A 16,026-nucleotide genomic window follows, 5' to 3' on the forward strand; every position below is an offset into this window, starting at 1 on the left:
TGGCTTCGGGGCCTGCGGGCTGATCGGCAGCGCCTCGAAATGGGCGCGGTTCCAGAGCCGCCTGAAGGCGCTGGGACACGCGCCGCAGGACATCGCCCGTATCCGCTGCCCGATCGGCGATCCCGCCCTGGGCAAGCACCCGCAGGCCATCGCCATTTCCGTCGCCGCCGAGCTGCTTGCCCGGCCCGCCCTTGCCCCAGCCAGAGAGGCCGTCCGTTGACCCCACCCCTGCTGTCCATCCAGGGCCTGACCAAGGTCTATCCCGGCGTCGTCGCCAACAAGGACGTCACCTTCGACATCGGCGAGGGCGAGGTTCACGCGCTTCTGGGCGAGAACGGCGCGGGGAAATCCACGCTGGTCAAGGCCATCTACGGGCTGATCCGGCCGAACGAGGGCACCATGCTCTGGCGCGGCCAGCCCTATGCGCCGCACGCCCCGGCCCAGGCCCGCGCCACCGGCGTCGCCATGGTCTTCCAGCATTTCAGCCTGTTCGACGCCATGGACGTGGCCGAGAACGTGGCGCTGGGGATGGACAACCCGCCGCCCATCCGCGAGCTGGCGGCGCGGATCACCGAGGTGTCGAACAATTACGGCCTGCCGCTGGACCCGTCGCGGATGGTCGGCGACCTCTCGGCCGGCGAACGTCAGCGGGTCGAGATCATCCGCTGCCTGCTGCAGAACCCGCAGCTGCTGATCATGGACGAGCCGACCTCGGTCCTGACCCCGCAGGAAGTGGAGATCCTGTTCAGGACCCTGCGCCAGCTCAGGGCCGAGGGGCGCTCGATCCTCTATATTTCGCACAAGCTCGAAGAAATCCGCTCGCTGTGTGAGAATGCGACCGTGCTCAGGCTGGGCAAGGTGGTGGGCCGGGCCGATCCGCGACAGGAAAGCGCGCGGTCGCTGGCCGAGATGATGGTCGGACAGACCCTGCACACGCCGTCCCGCCCCGCTGCGCAGCCCGGCAAGATGCTGCTTGAGGTCGCCGAGCTTTCGGTCGCCTCGCCCTCGCAATTCGGCACCTCGCTCAAGGGCGTGTCGATGACAGTGCGGGCGGGCGAGATCCTGGGCATCGGCGGGGTCGCGGGCAATGGGCAGGACGAACTGCTGGGTGCGCTCTCGGGCGAAATCCGCGCCCCGGCCGAAGCGGTGCGGATGGCGGGCGATCCGGTCGGGCACTACGGGCCGAACGCGCGCCGGGCGCTGGGTCTCCTTTGCGCGCCCGAAGAGCGACTGGGCCACGCAGCCGCCCCCGACATGAGCCTGACGGAAAACGCGCTGCTCACCGGCGCCTGGCGCGAGAAGCTGGTGAGCCGGGGCTTCGTCAGCTGGGGCAAGGCCCGGAGTTTCGCCGAAAAGGTCATCGAACGTTTCGATGTGCGCACCCCCGGTCCCTGGGTCGCGGCGCGGGCGCTCTCGGGCGGGAACCTGCAGAAATTCGTCATCGGGCGTGAGATCCTGCAACGGCCTTCGGTGCTGGTGGTGAACCAGCCGACCTGGGGCGTCGATGCCTCGGCCGCGGCTGCGATCCGGCAGGCACTGCTGGATCTGGCGCAGGCCGGGGCGGCGGTGGTCGTCATCAGTCAGGACCTCGACGAAATCCTTGAAGTCGCGGACAATTTCGCGGCACTGAACGGCGGCAGGCTCAGCGCACCACGACCGGTGCAGGGGCTGACCATGGACCAGATCGGCCTGATGCTGGGCGGTGCGGAAACGGGAGAGACCGATGTTGCGGCTTGAAAGACGCCCCTCGCCGTCGAAGGCGTGGAACTACGCCACCCCGGTCGTCGCCGTGCTGCTCACCATGGTCGCCGGTGGCATCCTGTTCACCATCCTCGGCAAGAACCCGTTCGAGGCGATCAAGCTGATCTTCTGGGATCCCTTGTTCAGCGAGCAATTCGCGGCCTATTCGCGGCCGCAGCTGCTGGTCAAGGCGGGGCCGCTGATCCTGATCGCCGTGGGCCTGTCGATCGGCTTCCGGGCCGGGATCTGGAACATCGGCGCCGAGGGGCAGTACATCGTCGGCGCCCTCTGCGCGGCGGCGGTGGCGCTGGCCTTCTACCCCGCGGAATCGGTGCTGGTCTTCCCGCTGATGATCGTGGCGGGCGCTCTGGGCGGCTGGGCCTGGGCGATGATCCCGGCCATCCTGCGCACCAGATTCAACACCAACGAGATCCTCGTCTCGCTGCTTCTGGTCTATGTCGCCGAGAAACTGCTGGCCGCCGCTGCCACCGGCTTCATGCGCAACCCGCAGGGCGCCGGTTTCCCCGGATCGCGCAACATCAACCAATATGCCTCGGCCGCCAACCACGAGATCTTTGCCGGGACCGGGCTGCATTGGGGGGGAGTCGCGGCCTTCATCGCCGTCCTCTTCACCTATATCATGCTGCAACGGCATATCCTGGGCTTTCAGGTGCAGCTGGCGGGTCAGGCGCCCCGCGCGGCGCGCTTTGCCGGGGTCGCCCCGGCGCGGCTGGTCCTGATGTGCATGGGGATCTCGGGCGCCTTCGCCGGCATGGCCGGCATGTTCGAGGTCGCGGGGCCTGCGCGCCTCATCTCCATCGACTTCAACGCGGGCTATGGCTTCACGGCGATCATCGTCGCCTTCCTCGGCCGGCTCAATCCCATCGGCATCGTGCTCGCAGGGCTCCTGCTGGCGCTGACCTATATCGGCGGCGAGCTGGCGCAATTCATGCTGAACCTGCCCGCCGCGGCGATCCAGGTCTTCCAGGGGATGCTGCTGTTCTTCCTGCTGGCGCTGGATGTGCTGTCCAATTACCGCGTCCGGCTGTTCCTGCCGCAACGCGCCACCTCGGAGGGTGTCTGACATGGATTTCGGTTCGATCAATCCCGTCGTCCTGATCGCCTCGCTGATGGTGGCGGCGACGCCCATCCTGCTGGCGGCCATCGGCGAATTGGTAGTGGAAAAGGCGGGCGTCCTGAACCTGGGCGTCGAGGGGATGATGATCGTCGGCGCCGTCTCGGGCTTTGCCGCGGCGGTGACGACCGGCAGCCCGATCCTGGGCATGCTTGCCGCCATCGTCGCGGGCGCCGCGGTGTCGCTGATCTTCGCCCTGCTGACGCAGGTGCTGATGGCCAATCAGGTCGCCTCGGGTCTGGCGCTGACGCTGTTCGGGCTCGGGTTCTCGGCGCTCCTGGGGCAGAGCTATGTCGGCATCGTCCCGCCCCGGACCGAGAAGCTGAATTTCGGCTTTCTCAGCGACCTGCCGGTGGTCGGCCGCATCCTCTTCGGCCATGACATCCTAGTTTATGTCTCGCTCTTCCTGGTGGCGGCGGTCTGGTACTGGCTGAACTACACCCGCGGCGGGCGCGTCCTGCGTGCGGTGGGCGAGAACCATGACAGCGCCCATGCGCTGGGCTACAAGGTCAAGCGCGTGCGCATCCTGGCCATCCTGTTCGGCGGCGCCTGCGCCGGGCTGGGCGGCGCCTATCTGAGCCTGGTGCGGGTCCCGCAATGGACCGAGGGCATGACCGCGGGCGCAGGCTGGATCGCCCTGGCTTTGGTCGTTTTTGCATCATGGAAACCCTGGCGGGTGCTGGCGGGTGCCTATCTTTTCGGCGGAATCATGGTGTTGCAGCTTAATCTGCAAGCCGCGGGCTACCGAATTCCGGTCGAGTATCTTGCCATGAGCCCCTACATCATCACCATCCTTGTCCTGGTCGTGATGTCGTCGAATCGGACACGCAGAACCCTTGCCGCCCCCGGTTCGCTGGGACGGTCCTTCCACGCCGCCGGATAAGCGGTTGACTATGCGGGCGCCCCCGTCCGCCAACACGGAGAGTAGAGTATGAAACGCAGAGAACTCCTCGCGACCTCGGCCGCGGCGCTGGGTCTGGCCGCGACGCTGGGCTCGAAGGCTCGGGCGCAGACGCCCCTCAAGGTCGGTTTCGTCTATATCGGCCCGCCCGGCGACTTCGGCTGGACCTATGCCCACGATCAGGCCCGCCTGACCGCGCAGGAGCATTTCGGCGATGCGGTCGAGACCTTCTACGTCGACAACGTACCCGAGGGCCCCGATGCCGAGCGCATCATGACGCAGATGGCGCTGTCGGGCGCGAACATGATCTTCGCGACCTCCTTCGGCTATGGCCCCTCGCTCAACGCCGTGGCGCAGCGCTTCCCGGACATCGCCTTCGAACACGCGACCGGCTACCTGCAGGAGGCGCCGAACGTCTCGCTCTATAATGCGCGCTTCTACGAGGGCCGCGCGGTCATCGGCACCATCGCCGGGCGCATGACCCAGACCAACAAGATCGGCTACATCGCCTCGTTCCCGATCCCCGAAGTGATCATGGGCATCAACGCCGCCTATATCCACGCCAAGAAGGTGAACCCCGACATCACGCTGAGCGTCGTCTGGGCCTATTCCTGGTTCGACCCGGCGCAGGAAGCCGCCGCCGCCGAGGCGCTGATCGAGCAGGGCTGCGATATCCTCATGCAGCACACTGACTCGACCGCGCCCCTGAGCGTGGCCCAGCAGCGTGGCGCGCTGGCCTTCGGCCAGGCCTCGGACATGACGCAATTCGCCCCCGACGTGCACCTGACGGCGATCATCGACAACTGGGCGCCCTATTACGTCAAGCGCATCCAGGAGAAGATCGACGGCACCTGGGCCGCCGACAACGTCTGGAGCGGCATCCCCGAGGATGAAGTGACCTTCGCCCCCTTCAACGACCGGATCCCGGCCGAGGTGCAGGAAGAAGCCAACGCGCTGATCGAGTCGATCCGCGACGGCAGCTATCACCCCTTCACCGGCCCGCTGAACAAGCAGGACGGTTCGGCCTGGCTGGCCGAGGGCGAGGTCGCCGATGACGGCACGCTCCTGGGGATGAACTTCTACGTTGAAGGCATCTCGGGCGATATCCCGAACTGAGGCAGCCTCTGAGAACAGAAAGCCCCCGAAGCCTGCTTCGGGGGCTTTTCCCTGTCCCGCACCGGCGGCGCCTTGCCTGTGGACCGGGGCCGCGCTTGATCCGCTGTCCTGCCGCTGGTAGTTTTGACCTCATGATGAGCATGTCCTCCTTCTTCCCCCTGGCCTGAGCGATCCCGTCGCTGGCGCCCCGGCGCCTCAGGTTTCGAAACGGCCTCGCCCTGCGATGGCCGATCAGGAAGAGATGACATGCCCCTTTCCCAAACCCCGGACCTGACCGCGCGTCAGGTCGAAGACTTCATCGCAGATGGTTTCGTCAGGCTGGAGGGCGCCTTCAGCCCCGAACTCGCCCGCACCTGCCGCGATGCCCTCTGGGCCGATACCGGCCTGTCGCCCGACGATCCCGCGGGCTGGACCCAACCGGTCATCCGCATCGGCTGGAAATCTTCGCCCCCCTTTGTCGAGGCCGCCAATACCCCGCGCCTGCATGCCGCCTGTGACGCGCTGGTCGGGGCGGGGCGCTGGCTGAGGCCGCAGGGCCTCGGCTCCTTCCCGATCCGCTTTCCGTCGCCCGTGCCTGCCGGGGATGAGGGCTGGCATGTGGATGTGAGCTTCGGAACCGAGAACCCGGATTTCATGGAATGGCGGGTCAATGTCACCAGCCGCGGGCGGGCGCTGCTGATGCTGTTCCTCTTCTCGGAAGTCGGGCCGCGCGACGCGCCGACCCGGATCCGCAAGGGTTCGCATCGGGTGATCGCCCGCGAGTTGCTCCCTGCGGGCGAGGCGGGGCTGAGCCTGCGGGAGCTGTCGGCGGAGGGCTATGCCTCGACGCGGGAATGCCCCGAGACGCTGGCCACCGGCGCGCCGGGGACCGTCTATCTGTGCCACCCGTTCCTGGTCCATGCCGCGCAACGGCATGAGGGCACGGAACCGCGGTTCATGGCGCAGCCGGCGCTGCTGCCGTCCGGAGGCTTCGATCCGGCCAAGCCGCCCTCGCCCGTGCAGATCGCCATCCGGCGGGCCTGCGGGCTGAGCGTCTGAAAGACCAACGGCCCCGCCGCCGGAGGCGGGGTCAGCCCAGCGTGATCCCCATGATCACCGCCATCAGCCCCAGGACCGAGACGAAGAGCGCGGCCATGTTCCAGACGACGCCGCGCTGCAGCGCCTTGCGCATCGCCTCGTCCTCCAGCCCCGCCCGGCGCACCTTCAGCGCGTAGACCACGCAGGCGAAAAGCCCGATCACCCCGGCCAGCGTGACGGCGGCGCCGCCCCAGATCAACAGATCGCCCGTGTTCATGATGTCTCCTGTCGTTGCGGCCCTCTACCCCGCCGAAACCCGCCGGGCAAGCGCCTTGCTCGGCGCGCGCCGCCGCGCTAGGGACGGGGTCTGAGACCCGGACACAGAAGAGGCCGATCATGAGCAGCACCGATTCCGCCTATGACGTCACCGCCGACGAGCTGCGCTCGTTCGTGGAGCGCTACGAACATCTCGAGGCCGAGAAGAAGGACATCACCGACCAGCAGAAGGAAGTGATGGCCGAAGCCAAGGGCCGCGGCTACGACACCAAGGCGCTGCGCAAGATCATCGCGCTGCGCAAGAAGAAGCCCGACGAGATCGCCGAGGAAGAAGCGGTGCTCGACCTCTACAAGGCCGCGCTCGGCATGCAATGAGCGGGACCCGTAGGATGGGCAATATTGCCCATCCTACCAGGCGTCACGGCTCCAGCAGCGTGACCCCCGGCAGGGCGGCGATCAGGTCCAGATCCTCGTCGTAGAGATCGCTGAGCGCATCGTCCGTATCCTCGGTCCAGCCGGGCGGCAGCGGGTCGCTTTCCATCGCCTCGGGCTTGACGAAGCGGGCCAGCAGCGCCGCCAGCATCCGCCGCCGCGCCGCATCGTCCATCGGCGGGTTCTGTTCGAACCAGCGGCGCATGGCGGCGTGACCGGCGGGCGTCACCAGCCGGTGATACCAGGCCAGCCAGCCCGCCAGATCCATCCCCGGCGCGTGGCCCGAGACCGCGCGCAGCACCTCGGGCCACAGAAGCGGCGTATCCTCGTCGGCCCAGACCGTCAGGCTGACGCCCGGCGCGGCCTCCAGGATCTGCGTCACCGTGTTCGACCAGCGGATGGTCGCCAGATCCGCCTCCTCGATCTGCTTGCGCACCGCGCCCGTCTCGTCCGCCGCCAGCAGCGCCGGCAGGAAGGTCGCGGGGTTGCGCAGGCCCAGGAACAGCTCCAGCCGCGCCTCGGGGAAGAGGTGGCGCAGCATCTGCACCCGTTCGCCCGCCGCGTGGTACAGCTGCCCGGCGTTCAGGGCCCATTTCGACATCGCCAGGAAATTGTCGGACGAGAACACCACCCGGCGGACATTGTCCTCATCCAGGATCCCGTCGAGCAGTGCTTCCTGGGTCTGGGCATTGGTTTCGTGCCCGCGCATGTCGAAGGCCAATTGCCGCAGCTGCTGGCGATAGCGGCCGGGGCCGGGCACGGCGATCCCCTGGGCCAGAAGCGGCCCGCGGTTGCGCATCAGGCAGCGCACCAGATGGTCCTGGTCGGTCAGATGCGCGCCGAGGTGAAGGGCTATCTCCATGGCCGCGATCTAGCCCGTGCGGGGTCTGGCTGGCAAGGCCGATCCCCGGAAAGCCTCCGCGGCGAAAAGCCCGCCGGGGCAAGGCCTTCGCGCGTTCTGCCGCTTGTCCGGCCCCGGGAATGCCGCTATCACACCCGGGCGCCGGTGTAGCTCAGTTGGTAGAGCAACGCTCTTGTAAAGCGAAGGTCGGGGGTTCGAGTCCCTCCACCGGCACCAGGTCCGAGGGGCCACAGGAGCCTGTCGCCGCATCCGGGTGCGCGGCCTCACCCTGCCCCCCTTGATATGGGGACAAGAAAAATCCCTTCAAGAATTGATCGGCGGGCACCTTTCCCCCTTGAATGACGGCCTCAGCCACGGAGAGGCCCGATGCCCCAGCCCCCCGCCGATACCGGCCCCTTCTATCACGGCACGCGCGCCGACCTGAGGATCGGCGATCTGCTGGTCGCGGGGCATCCGTCGAATTATCGCCCCTCGATCCGCATGAACCATGTCTATTTCACCGCCCTGCCCGCCCCGGCAGCGCTGGCCGCGGCGCTGGCCCCGGGCGAGGCGCGCGAGCGGGTCTATATCGTCACCCCGACCGGCCCGTTCGAGGACGATCCGAACGTCACCGACAAGAAATTCCCGGGCAATCCGACGCGCTCCTACCGCAGCGCCGCCTCGCTCAGAATCGTCGGCGAGCTGGAGGGCTGGACCCGCCTCACCCCGGAGGAGCGCGCCGCCTGGCGCACCCGGATCGCCGCCATCACCGGCGAAATCATCAACTGACGCCGGGGCCCCTCGGCGCGGCACCCGCCCAGGACCGGCGCCGATCGCCGCATCTCCCGCCCCCTTCTGCCGCGCAATTGACCGCATCCCGCCCCCCTTGCGCCGCCTTCCCGGGGCATGCGAATGTCGGACCACCCGCAGGCTGGCTTGCGCACAGGAACGCCCTTGATGGATCACATGAAAGATACCCGGCCGCTGCTGGTCGTGGATCTGGACGGAACGCTGGTGCGCTCGGACATGCTGTACGAGAGTTTCTGGTCCGCCTTTTCGCGCGACTGGCGCACGCCACTGGCAGCGCTGGCGGCGCTGGCCCGGGGCAAGGCGGCGCTGAAGGCCCGGCTGGCGACGCTGGGCGCCCCCGATCCCGCCACCCTGCCCTATTCGGCCGAAGTCCTGGACGAGATCGCCCGCTGGCGCGCCGAGGGCGGCCGGGTGGCGCTGGTGACGGCGGCGGATCAATCCATCGCCCATGCCATCGCCAACCATCTGGGCGTCTTCGACGAGGTGCATGGCTCGAACGGCACCACCAACCTCAAGGGCGAGGCGAAAGCGGCGCTGCTTCGTGCCGAATATGGCAAGGGCGGCTATGTCTATGCCGGCGACAGCAGCGCCGATCTGCCGGTCTGGCGCGATGCGGCGGGCGCAGTCACCGTGGGCCTGCCCCTGCCGCTGCGCGCCCGGGTCGAGGGCCTGCACCCCAATTCCCGCCACCTGGCCCCGCCGCGCTCGCTGCTGCCCGCGGCGCTCAGGGCGATGCGGCCGCACCAATGGTTCAAGAACGCGCTGATCTTCTTCCCGATGATTGCTGCGCATGATTTCAACGCCGGCGCGCTGCTGCCCAGCCTTCTGGCGGTGGTGGCCTTCAGCCTCGTCGCCTCGTCGGTCTATCTGCTGAACGACCTGCTCGACATCGCCTCGGACCGGGCCCATCCGAGGAAACGGCTGCGTCCGCTGGCTTCGGGCGCGCTGCCGCTCCGAAGCGGGATGCTGATGGTGCCCGCGCTGCTGCTGGCCGGGATCGGCGTGGCCATTTTCCTGCCGCCCCTCTTCCTGCTGGTGCTGGGGGGCTATTACATCCTGACCGTCGCCTATTCGCTCTGGCTCAAGCGCCAGCCGATCATCGACATCGCGCTTCTGGCCAGCCTCTATACCATGCGGGTCATCGCCGGGGGCGCGGCCTCGGGCATCGACCTGTCGGTCTGGCTGCTGGCATTCTCGGCGTTCCTGTTCTTCTCGCTGGCGGCGGTCAAGCGGCAGGCCGAACTCGTGGACATGGCGCAGCGCAACGTGACCGCGGCGGCCGGGCGCGGTTACCGGGTCAGCGATCTGGCGGTGGTGACGCAGATGGCCACGGCCTCGGGCTTCGTCGCGGTTCTGGTGCTGATGCTCTATCTCAACGAGCCCGAGGTGCTGATGCTCTACCACCACCCGCTGCTGCTCTGGGCCGCGTGCCTGGTGCTGCTCTACTGGGTGTCGCGCATGGTGCTGGTGGCGAGCCGGGGCCGGATGCACGACGACCCCACGGTCTTTGCCGCCCGCGACCCGGCCAGCCTGATCAGCGTGGCGATCATCGGCGCGCTCTTCGTCGGCGCGAAGGTTCTCTGATGGTCAGCGGATGGACCCTGCTCTGGCGCTACAGCCTTTTTGCCGTGCTGGCGACGGCGGCCAATCTGGGCGCGCAGCGGCTGGTGCTGATGGGTGGCGACCGGCCGGGCCGCTACCTGATCGCGGTTCTGGCGGGCACGGCGGTGGGGCTGGTGGTCAAGTATGTCCTCGACAAGCGCTGGATCTTCGGCGACGACGAGACGGGGCTGAAAGCGCATGGCCTCAAGTTCACCCTCTACACGATCATGGGCGGCGTCACGACGGCGCTGTTCTGGGGCGCCGAGACCGGCTTCTGGCTGTGGTTCGGCACGCATGAGGCGCGCGAGATCGGCGCGCTTCTGGGACTGATGGTGGGATATGTGGTGAAATACCAACTCGACCGGCGCATCACCTTCGCGCCCCGAGCGGGGGATCTGTGATGCAGCTGTCAGGCTGGGGCCGATATCCGCGCGCCGAGGGCAGGCTCAGCACTCCCCGCACCGAGGCCGAGCTTGCGGCACTGCTGAGCGGCGGCGGCATCACGCCGCGCGGCATGGGCCGCGCCTATGGCGATCCGGCGATCGGCGCGCATGCGGTCTCGACCCGACACCTCGACCGGATGCTGGCCTTTGACGCCGCGACCGGCCAGTTGGTCGCCGAAGCGGGCGTGACGCTGGGCGCGATCATCAAGGCCTTCCTGCCCTTGGGCTGGTTCCCCTCCGTCACGCCGGGGACGCAATTCGTCTCGCTCGGCGGCGCCATCGCCGCGGATGTGCACGGCAAGAACCACCATGCCGAGGGCTCGTTCGGCGCCTTCGTCGACTGGATCGACCTGATGGGGCCCGAAGGCCAGGTCACCCGCTGCTCGCGGACCGAGAACGCCCAGCTCTTCCACTGGACACTGGGCGGGATGGGGCTCAGCGGCTTCATCCTGCGGGCGGCGATCCGGTTGAAGCGGGTGGAAAGCGGCTGGATCCGGCAGACGACGCTGGCCGCGCCCAATCTGGAGGCGGCGCTGGAGGCCTTCGAGGCGACCTACGACGCCACCTATTCCATGGCCTGGATCGATTGCGCCGCGACCGGGGCGCGGATGGGCCGGTCCATCGTCATGAATGGCGAACACGCCCGGCTTTCGGACCTGCCGCCCGCCAAACGCGCCCAGCCCTTTGCCGCGCGCGGGCATCTGAGCCCCCGGGTGCCCTTCGACTTCCCCGGCTTCGTGCTGAACCCCTGGACCATCCGCGCCTTCAACGAGCTCTATTACTTCATGGGCAAGCGCGGCGCCGGGACCTCGCTCACCGGATGGGAGCCGTTCTTCTACCCGCTCGATGCGATCCGCGACTGGAACCGGATATACGGCCGCCGCGGCTTCATGCAATTCCAATGCGTCGTGCCGCTGGAGACGAAGGCCGAAGGCCTGCGCGCCATCCTCGACGCCATCACCCGCAGCGGTGCGGGCTCGTTCCTGGCGGTGCTGAAACGCTTCGGCCCGCAGGAAAGCGCCCTCTCCTTCCCGATGGAGGGCTATACCCTGGCCCTCGATTTCCCCGTCACACACCGGAGCCTCGATCTGATGCCCGACCTCGACCGCATCACCGCCGATTTCGGCGGCCGCTTCTACCTGGCCAAGGACAGCCGGATCTCGGCCGAGACGCTGCGCCGGACGGACCCCCGCTGGCAGGCCTTCGCCGAGATGCGCCGAGAGACGGGCCTCGCGCAGTCCTTCACCTCGGCCCAGGCAACGAGGCTGGGGCTGTGAGCGGCGTTGCCCTGATCCTCGGCGCCTCGTCGGACATCGCCCGCGCCTGCGCCCATCGCTACGGCGCCGAGGGTTACACGCTGCAACTGGCGGGCCGCGACCCCGAGGCGCTGGAGGCCGACGCGCAGGATCTGCGCCTGCGCCACCGGGTCAAGGTCAGCATCCACCGTTTCGACGTCCTGGACACCGCGGGCTTCGCGCCTTTCGTCGACGCCCTGCCCGCGCTGCCCGATACGGTGATCTGCGCCGTGGGCTTCATGGGCACCCAGGGCACCAGCGAAAAGGACCCGCAGGCCGCCGCGCTGGTCATGCGCTCGAATTACGAGGGGCCGGCGCTGATCCTCGGCCTGCTGGCCGACCGGATGGCCCTGCGCGGGCATGGCGTGCTGATCGGCATCTCCTCGGTGGCGGGCGACCGGGGCCGGGCCTCGAACTATGTCTATGGCTCGGCCAAGGCGGGGTTCACGGCCTTCCTCAGCGGGCTCAGGAACCGCTTCCACGGCACCGACCTGCACGTCATCACCGTGAAACCCGGCTTCGTCGCCACAAGGATGACCGAGGGCATGGACCTCAACCCGCGCCTCACCGCCCTGCCCGAGCAGGTGGCCGAGGCGATCTGGCAGGCCGAAAAGCACCGCCGCGACGTGATCTATGTGAAGCCAGTCTGGCGGCTGGTCATGCAGATCATCACCGCCCTGCCCGAGATCCTGTTCAAGCGCACGCGGCTCTAGGCATTGCAGGCTCCGCTCACCGGGTGGCAAGGCTGTCCGGTGAGGACGGAGGGGCGTGGCCGTTTCTTCGCCTTCCTCACCGGACAGGCGGCCCGGGCAATTTATCGCAAATCGCAGACAGGCAGCGCGGCCTCGGTCGGGTCGCGTTCACCGCAGGGTAAGCTCCTGCGGGCAGTCTGCATGGCACACAGATCCTGATCGTCAGGGACGAAAGCGAAACGCTCTGGGGCGCGGTTGCTTTCGCTTTGCGGCCACCCGGTTTCGTCGCGACTTTCTGCGCTGCGGCATCGGCAAGGCGCCGCCGATCCCGGCCGGGCCTGTGGATAGATTTGTTGCCGGTTCACACAAAGGTGGGTAAGCCTGAAGCATGACGAGGGACAGAATGGAACCGCGTGCCGCAAAGGCGCGCCTCTTCGCGAGTGCGGGACAGATCACGCTTGCCGCCACCGGTCTGGGGGCACTGGCGCTGATCGCGGTCGGCGCTCAGGCGTTGTGGCATGCCGAACCCGCCCGCCCGGGTTCGGTGGCAGTGGCCTCGCTGGGGCCATCGCTGGGTCTGGACCACCGGCAAGGCACCGGGGGTGAGGGGCCGCGCATCTGGCTCTCCTCGCTGTCCAGCACCGGCGAGAGCCCCTTCGCCGCGCCCGATTACGCGCTGGACCCGGTGCTGCCGCGCCGTCAGCCCGGCGCCACCCGGCCGCAGGCGCCGGTGGCCAGCGCCCCGGTCGAGGCCGCTCCTGCGCCCGCCGTGGTGGTGGCCGCGCCTGAGACGCAGGCCGAACCGCAGCCGGTGCCGCAGATCGCCACCCGCGAAGGCCCGCCGCGCGTGACCCCGCCCCGGCGCCCTGCCCTGGCTGCCGCCACCGCTGCGGCGCCTGAGGTCCCCGCTGCCACGCCCGAGGTCCCCGCCGATCCGCTGGCCCTGGCCGCGCTGCACGCGCCGACCCGCTCGCTGCTGCCGCGCCCGCGCCCGGCCCTTGCCGCCCCGGTGGCCGAGGAACCGGTGCCCGAACAATCGCCCTCGCTCTTCGCCGCGATCGGCGAGGCGACCGGCCTGATCCGCTCGCGCACCCCGCAGCCCCGGCCGGAAACGGTGACACGCCTCGCCTCGCTCGATCTGGGCCGCGCCACGACGGATATGCCGCAGGCCGCCCCCGCCGTCCTCGAAATCCCGGCCCTGACCCGGGGCGCCCGCAGCGCCAGCTGCGATGCCGATCTGACCCGCGCCATCCCCCGCCGCAGCCGTGGTGCCGGCGACGGCAGCGCCGTGATCGGCCGGCTGACCAATGCCGGCGGCCGCGAGCGCGACAATGCGATCATTTCCGAAGTTCTGGCCGGTAACGTCCCGGATTTCCTGCGCGATCTGGTGCCGGTGACCTTCTCGGGCAACGGCATGACCATCACCATCTGCGTGACGCCCGATTACCTGGCCGTCGGCTCGGACCGCGATTTCGTCCGCGTGCCGCTGGGCCTGCCCGCGGCGATGCAGGTGGCCGAACGCTTCGACATGGTGCTGCCCACGACCCGCATGGTCGACGCGATCTATCAGCAGGCCAATGTCCATCTGAGCCCGGCGCCGATGGATCCGACCTCGGCCATGTCCTCGACCAATTACTTCCTGCGCCACAATGCCACCGTTCAGGGACAGATGCGCCAGTCGGGCGCCCGGCTGGGGCAGCTGGTGTCCGGGCATAAGAAGGACCTCGTGCTGACCAACCGGCTGCAATCGAACCCGGGCCGGGTGGCGATCTATGGCTGGCATCAGCGCAATGGCCGCGCCATCCAGCCGCTGAGCACGGTGCACGGGGCGCAATACGTCGATTACAGTCACGGGATCCGGCTGGTCTCGCGCCGGGCCTATGTCAACGGGCGCGCGGTCGATCTGCGCGACCTGCTGTCGGACAGCCGGATGGCGGGGCTGGTGTCGTCCGAAGGCACGATCAGCAACCGCCAGCTTCTGGCGCTCGCGGACTAAGCGAAAGGGGCCCCTGGGGCCCCTTTTTCATTCCTCGTCCAGATCTTCCGGCGGCGGCGGTTCGAGCAGCGTCTCGAATCGCCGCTTCTGCTTGGCCGACCACGAGACGGTCAGCAGCAGCCCCGTCTCCGTCGTCTCTTCGCCCTGCACGATCCCCTCGGCATAGGCCCAGGCGCGGGCCTTGCCCTCGCCATGACCGATCTCGACCACCTCGACCCGCCGTTCGTCGCCCAGCGACTTGCCCATGGCCGCGATCAGCTCGGGCAGGCCCTGCCCGGTCAGCGCCGACACCGCGATCACCTCGTCACGCCGCGCGGCGGTGTTGAGGCGGGCGTCGTCCGGGGGCAGGAGGTCGATCTTGTTCCAGACCTCGAGCCGCGAGACATCCTTGCCGACGCCCAGCTCACGCAGGATCGTCTCCACATCCTCGGCCTGGGCCTCGGTTTCGGGATGGGCAATGTCGCGGACATGGAGGATGAGATCGGCTTCCAGCACCTCTTCCAGCGTGGCGCGGAAGGCGGCGACCAGCTGGGTCGGCAATTCGCTGATGAAACCCACGGTGTCGGACAGGATCACCGACAACCCGCCCGGCAGCACCACCGCCCGCATCGTCGGGTCGAGCGTGGCGAAGAGCATGTCCTTGGCCAGCACCTCGGCGCCGGTCAGGTGGTTGAAAAGCGTGGATTTCCCGGCGTTGGTGTAGCCGACCAGCGCGACGATCGGATAGGGCGTGCGCCGCCGCGCCGCCCGGTGCAGCGCGCGGGTCTTGACCACCTTTTCCAGCTGGCGCCGGAGGCGGATCATCTGCTCGTCGATGGCGCGGCGGTCCGCCTCGATCTGCGTCTCGCCGGGGCCGCCGACGAAACCGAGGCCCCCGCGCTGACGCTCGAGGTGGGTCCAGGCCCGCACCAGCCGGGTCCGCTGATAGCTGAGCGCCGCCAGTTCGACCTGCAGCACACCCTCGCGGGTGCGGGCGCGGTCGGCAAAGATCTCCAGGATCAGGCCGGTCCGGTCCAGAAGCTTGACGCCCCATTCCTTTTCGAGGTTGCGCTGCTGCACCGGGCTCACCGGCCCGTCGATCAGCACCAATTCGACCTCTTCGGCCTCGAAGCGTTCTTTCAGCTCCTGCACCTTGCCCGAGCCGAACAGCATGCCGGGATGGGCGCGCGGCAGCCGCACGACCATGCCCCCCGCAACCTCGATCCCCGGCAGGGCCAGCGCCAGCGACAGCCCTTCGGCCAGCAGCGCCTCGGCCGAGCGCGAGGCGTCGTTGCCGCGGATGTCCGGGTGCAGGACAAACGCCTTCTGGCGGCGGCCACCGCCGGCCCCGCCCAGGTCTTTGACGTCGATGGTCACGATTCTGTCCGGCGCTCGCCGTCAGTCCTCGCCGTTGTAAAGCGAGATGGGCTGACCCGGCATGATGGTCGAAATGGCATGCTTGTAGACCAATTGGCTCTGGCCTTCACGGCGCAGCAGCACACAGAAATTGTCGAACCAGGTGATTACCCCCAGCAATTTCACACCATTGATGAGGAAAATCGTCACCGGAACCTTGTTCTTGCGAACATGATTGAGAAAGGCGTCCTGCAAATTCTGTTTGTCTACGGCCATTGTCTTGCCTTCTTGTTATCGGCCCACGCAGCGGTTCTGGCTGTCGCAGTCTCCCCCTGGGGCGCGAGTATGGCTGCGGAACCGGCGAGATTCCAGCCCGAAAAGTCGCCTTTTCAGCG

At 68.3% G+C, this 16,026-nt stretch carries 17 protein-coding genes and 1 tRNA gene; 14 read left to right on the forward strand and 4 right to left on the reverse strand.

Features of this window, described 5'->3' with window-relative positions:
• The 6 genes from VDQ18_RS08850 to VDQ18_RS08875 all read left to right on the forward strand — a co-directional run.
• Positions 1–220, forward strand: a 220-nt coding sequence (locus VDQ18_RS08850; protein ID WP_323020585.1) for an XdhC family protein, incomplete at its 5' end; no start/stop codon positions are given.
• Entirely contained in the window at positions 217–1,737 is a 1,521-nt protein-coding gene (locus VDQ18_RS08855) for an ABC transporter ATP-binding protein (protein ID WP_323020586.1), read from the forward strand. The genes VDQ18_RS08850 and VDQ18_RS08855, both read left to right, overlap by 4 nt.
• Positions 1,724–2,824, forward strand: coding sequence for an ABC transporter permease (locus VDQ18_RS08860; protein WP_323020587.1), 1,101 nt, complete (start codon positions 1,724–1,726; stop codon positions 2,822–2,824). The genes VDQ18_RS08855 and VDQ18_RS08860 overlap by 14 nt, the downstream gene beginning before the upstream one ends.
• Position 2,825: 1 nt before the next feature.
• On the forward strand, positions 2,826–3,758 hold the full coding sequence (locus VDQ18_RS08865) for an ABC transporter permease (protein WP_107750326.1): 933 nt from the start codon (positions 2,826–2,828) through the stop codon (positions 3,756–3,758).
• Between the two features lie 48 nt (positions 3,759–3,806).
• Entirely contained in the window at positions 3,807–4,892 is a 1,086-nt protein-coding gene (locus tag VDQ18_RS08870) for a BMP family ABC transporter substrate-binding protein (protein ID WP_323020588.1), read from the forward strand.
• Positions 4,893–5,138: 246 nt separating this feature from the next.
• Positions 5,139–5,930, forward strand: coding sequence for a phytanoyl-CoA dioxygenase (locus VDQ18_RS08875; RefSeq protein WP_323020589.1), 792 nt, complete (start codon positions 5,139–5,141; stop codon positions 5,928–5,930).
• Positions 5,931–5,961: 31 nt separating this feature from the next.
• On the opposite strand, the gene VDQ18_RS08880 is transcribed toward VDQ18_RS08875, so the two are convergent.
• Positions 5,962–6,186 carry a hypothetical protein gene (locus VDQ18_RS08880; RefSeq protein ID WP_323020590.1) on the reverse strand — a complete coding sequence of 75 codons (225 nt, stop codon included), beginning with the start codon at positions 6,184–6,186 and terminating at the stop codon, positions 5,962–5,964.
• Positions 6,187–6,305: 119 nt separating this feature from the next.
• Between VDQ18_RS08880 and VDQ18_RS08885 the strand changes: the two genes are divergently transcribed.
• The gene (locus tag VDQ18_RS08885; RefSeq protein WP_323020591.1) at positions 6,306–6,560 is read left to right on the forward strand and encodes a DUF2312 domain-containing protein; all 255 of its coding nucleotides are present in this window, start codon (positions 6,306–6,308) and stop codon (positions 6,558–6,560) included.
• Positions 6,561–6,603: 43 nt separating this feature from the next.
• Here the strand turns inward: VDQ18_RS08885 and VDQ18_RS08890 are convergent, their stop codons facing one another.
• The gene (locus tag VDQ18_RS08890) at positions 6,604–7,479 is read right to left on the reverse strand and encodes a hypothetical protein (protein ID WP_323020592.1); all 876 of its coding nucleotides are present in this window, start codon (positions 7,477–7,479) and stop codon (positions 6,604–6,606) included.
• A 140-nt stretch (positions 7,480–7,619) separates the two neighbouring features.
• On the opposite strand from VDQ18_RS08890, the gene VDQ18_RS08895 reads away from it, so the two are divergent.
• From VDQ18_RS08895 to VDQ18_RS08925, 7 genes are all read left to right on the forward strand, one after another.
• Positions 7,620–7,695 (forward strand) — tRNA-Thr (locus VDQ18_RS08895).
• A gap of 150 nt (positions 7,696–7,845) precedes the next feature.
• On the forward strand, positions 7,846–8,247 hold the full coding sequence (gene arr, locus VDQ18_RS08900; protein WP_323020593.1) for an NAD(+)--rifampin ADP-ribosyltransferase: 402 nt from the start codon (positions 7,846–7,848) through the stop codon (positions 8,245–8,247).
• 168 nt (positions 8,248–8,415) lie between these two features.
• The gene (locus VDQ18_RS08905; protein ID WP_323020594.1) at positions 8,416–9,852 is read left to right on the forward strand and encodes a UbiA family prenyltransferase; all 1,437 of its coding nucleotides are present in this window, start codon (positions 8,416–8,418) and stop codon (positions 9,850–9,852) included.
• Positions 9,852–10,271: a GtrA family protein gene (locus tag VDQ18_RS08910; RefSeq protein WP_323020595.1), complete on the forward strand. Its 420-nt coding sequence runs from the start codon at positions 9,852–9,854 to the stop codon at positions 10,269–10,271. Before VDQ18_RS08905 ends, VDQ18_RS08910 begins: the two co-directional genes overlap by 1 nt.
• Entirely contained in the window at positions 10,271–11,590 is a 1,320-nt protein-coding gene (locus VDQ18_RS08915; RefSeq protein WP_323020596.1) for an FAD-binding oxidoreductase, read from the forward strand. The genes VDQ18_RS08910 and VDQ18_RS08915 overlap by 1 nt, the downstream gene beginning before the upstream one ends.
• On the forward strand, positions 11,587–12,321 hold the full coding sequence (locus tag VDQ18_RS08920; protein WP_323020597.1) for an SDR family oxidoreductase: 735 nt from the start codon (positions 11,587–11,589) through the stop codon (positions 12,319–12,321). The genes VDQ18_RS08915 and VDQ18_RS08920 overlap by 4 nt, the downstream gene beginning before the upstream one ends.
• Positions 12,322–12,703: 382 nt before the next feature.
• Positions 12,704–14,296: a hypothetical protein gene (locus VDQ18_RS08925; RefSeq protein WP_323020598.1), complete on the forward strand. Its 1,593-nt coding sequence runs from the start codon at positions 12,704–12,706 to the stop codon at positions 14,294–14,296.
• 27 nt (positions 14,297–14,323) lie between these two features.
• Here VDQ18_RS08925 and hflX read toward each other — a convergent pair whose 3' ends face one another.
• A complete protein-coding gene (gene hflX, locus VDQ18_RS08930) occupies positions 14,324–15,652 on the reverse strand; it encodes a GTPase HflX (RefSeq protein ID WP_323020599.1) in 1,329 nt (442 codons plus the stop codon).
• A gap of 21 nt (positions 15,653–15,673) precedes the next feature.
• Positions 15,674–15,907, reverse strand: coding sequence for an RNA chaperone Hfq (gene hfq / locus VDQ18_RS08935; RefSeq protein ID WP_107750348.1), 234 nt, complete (start codon positions 15,905–15,907; stop codon positions 15,674–15,676).
• Between the last annotated feature and the right edge of the window lie 119 nt (positions 15,908–16,026).

The organism is Pararhodobacter sp., from assembly GCF_034676075.1.
Classification (GTDB): Bacteria; Pseudomonadota; Alphaproteobacteria; order Rhodobacterales; family Rhodobacteraceae; genus Pararhodobacter.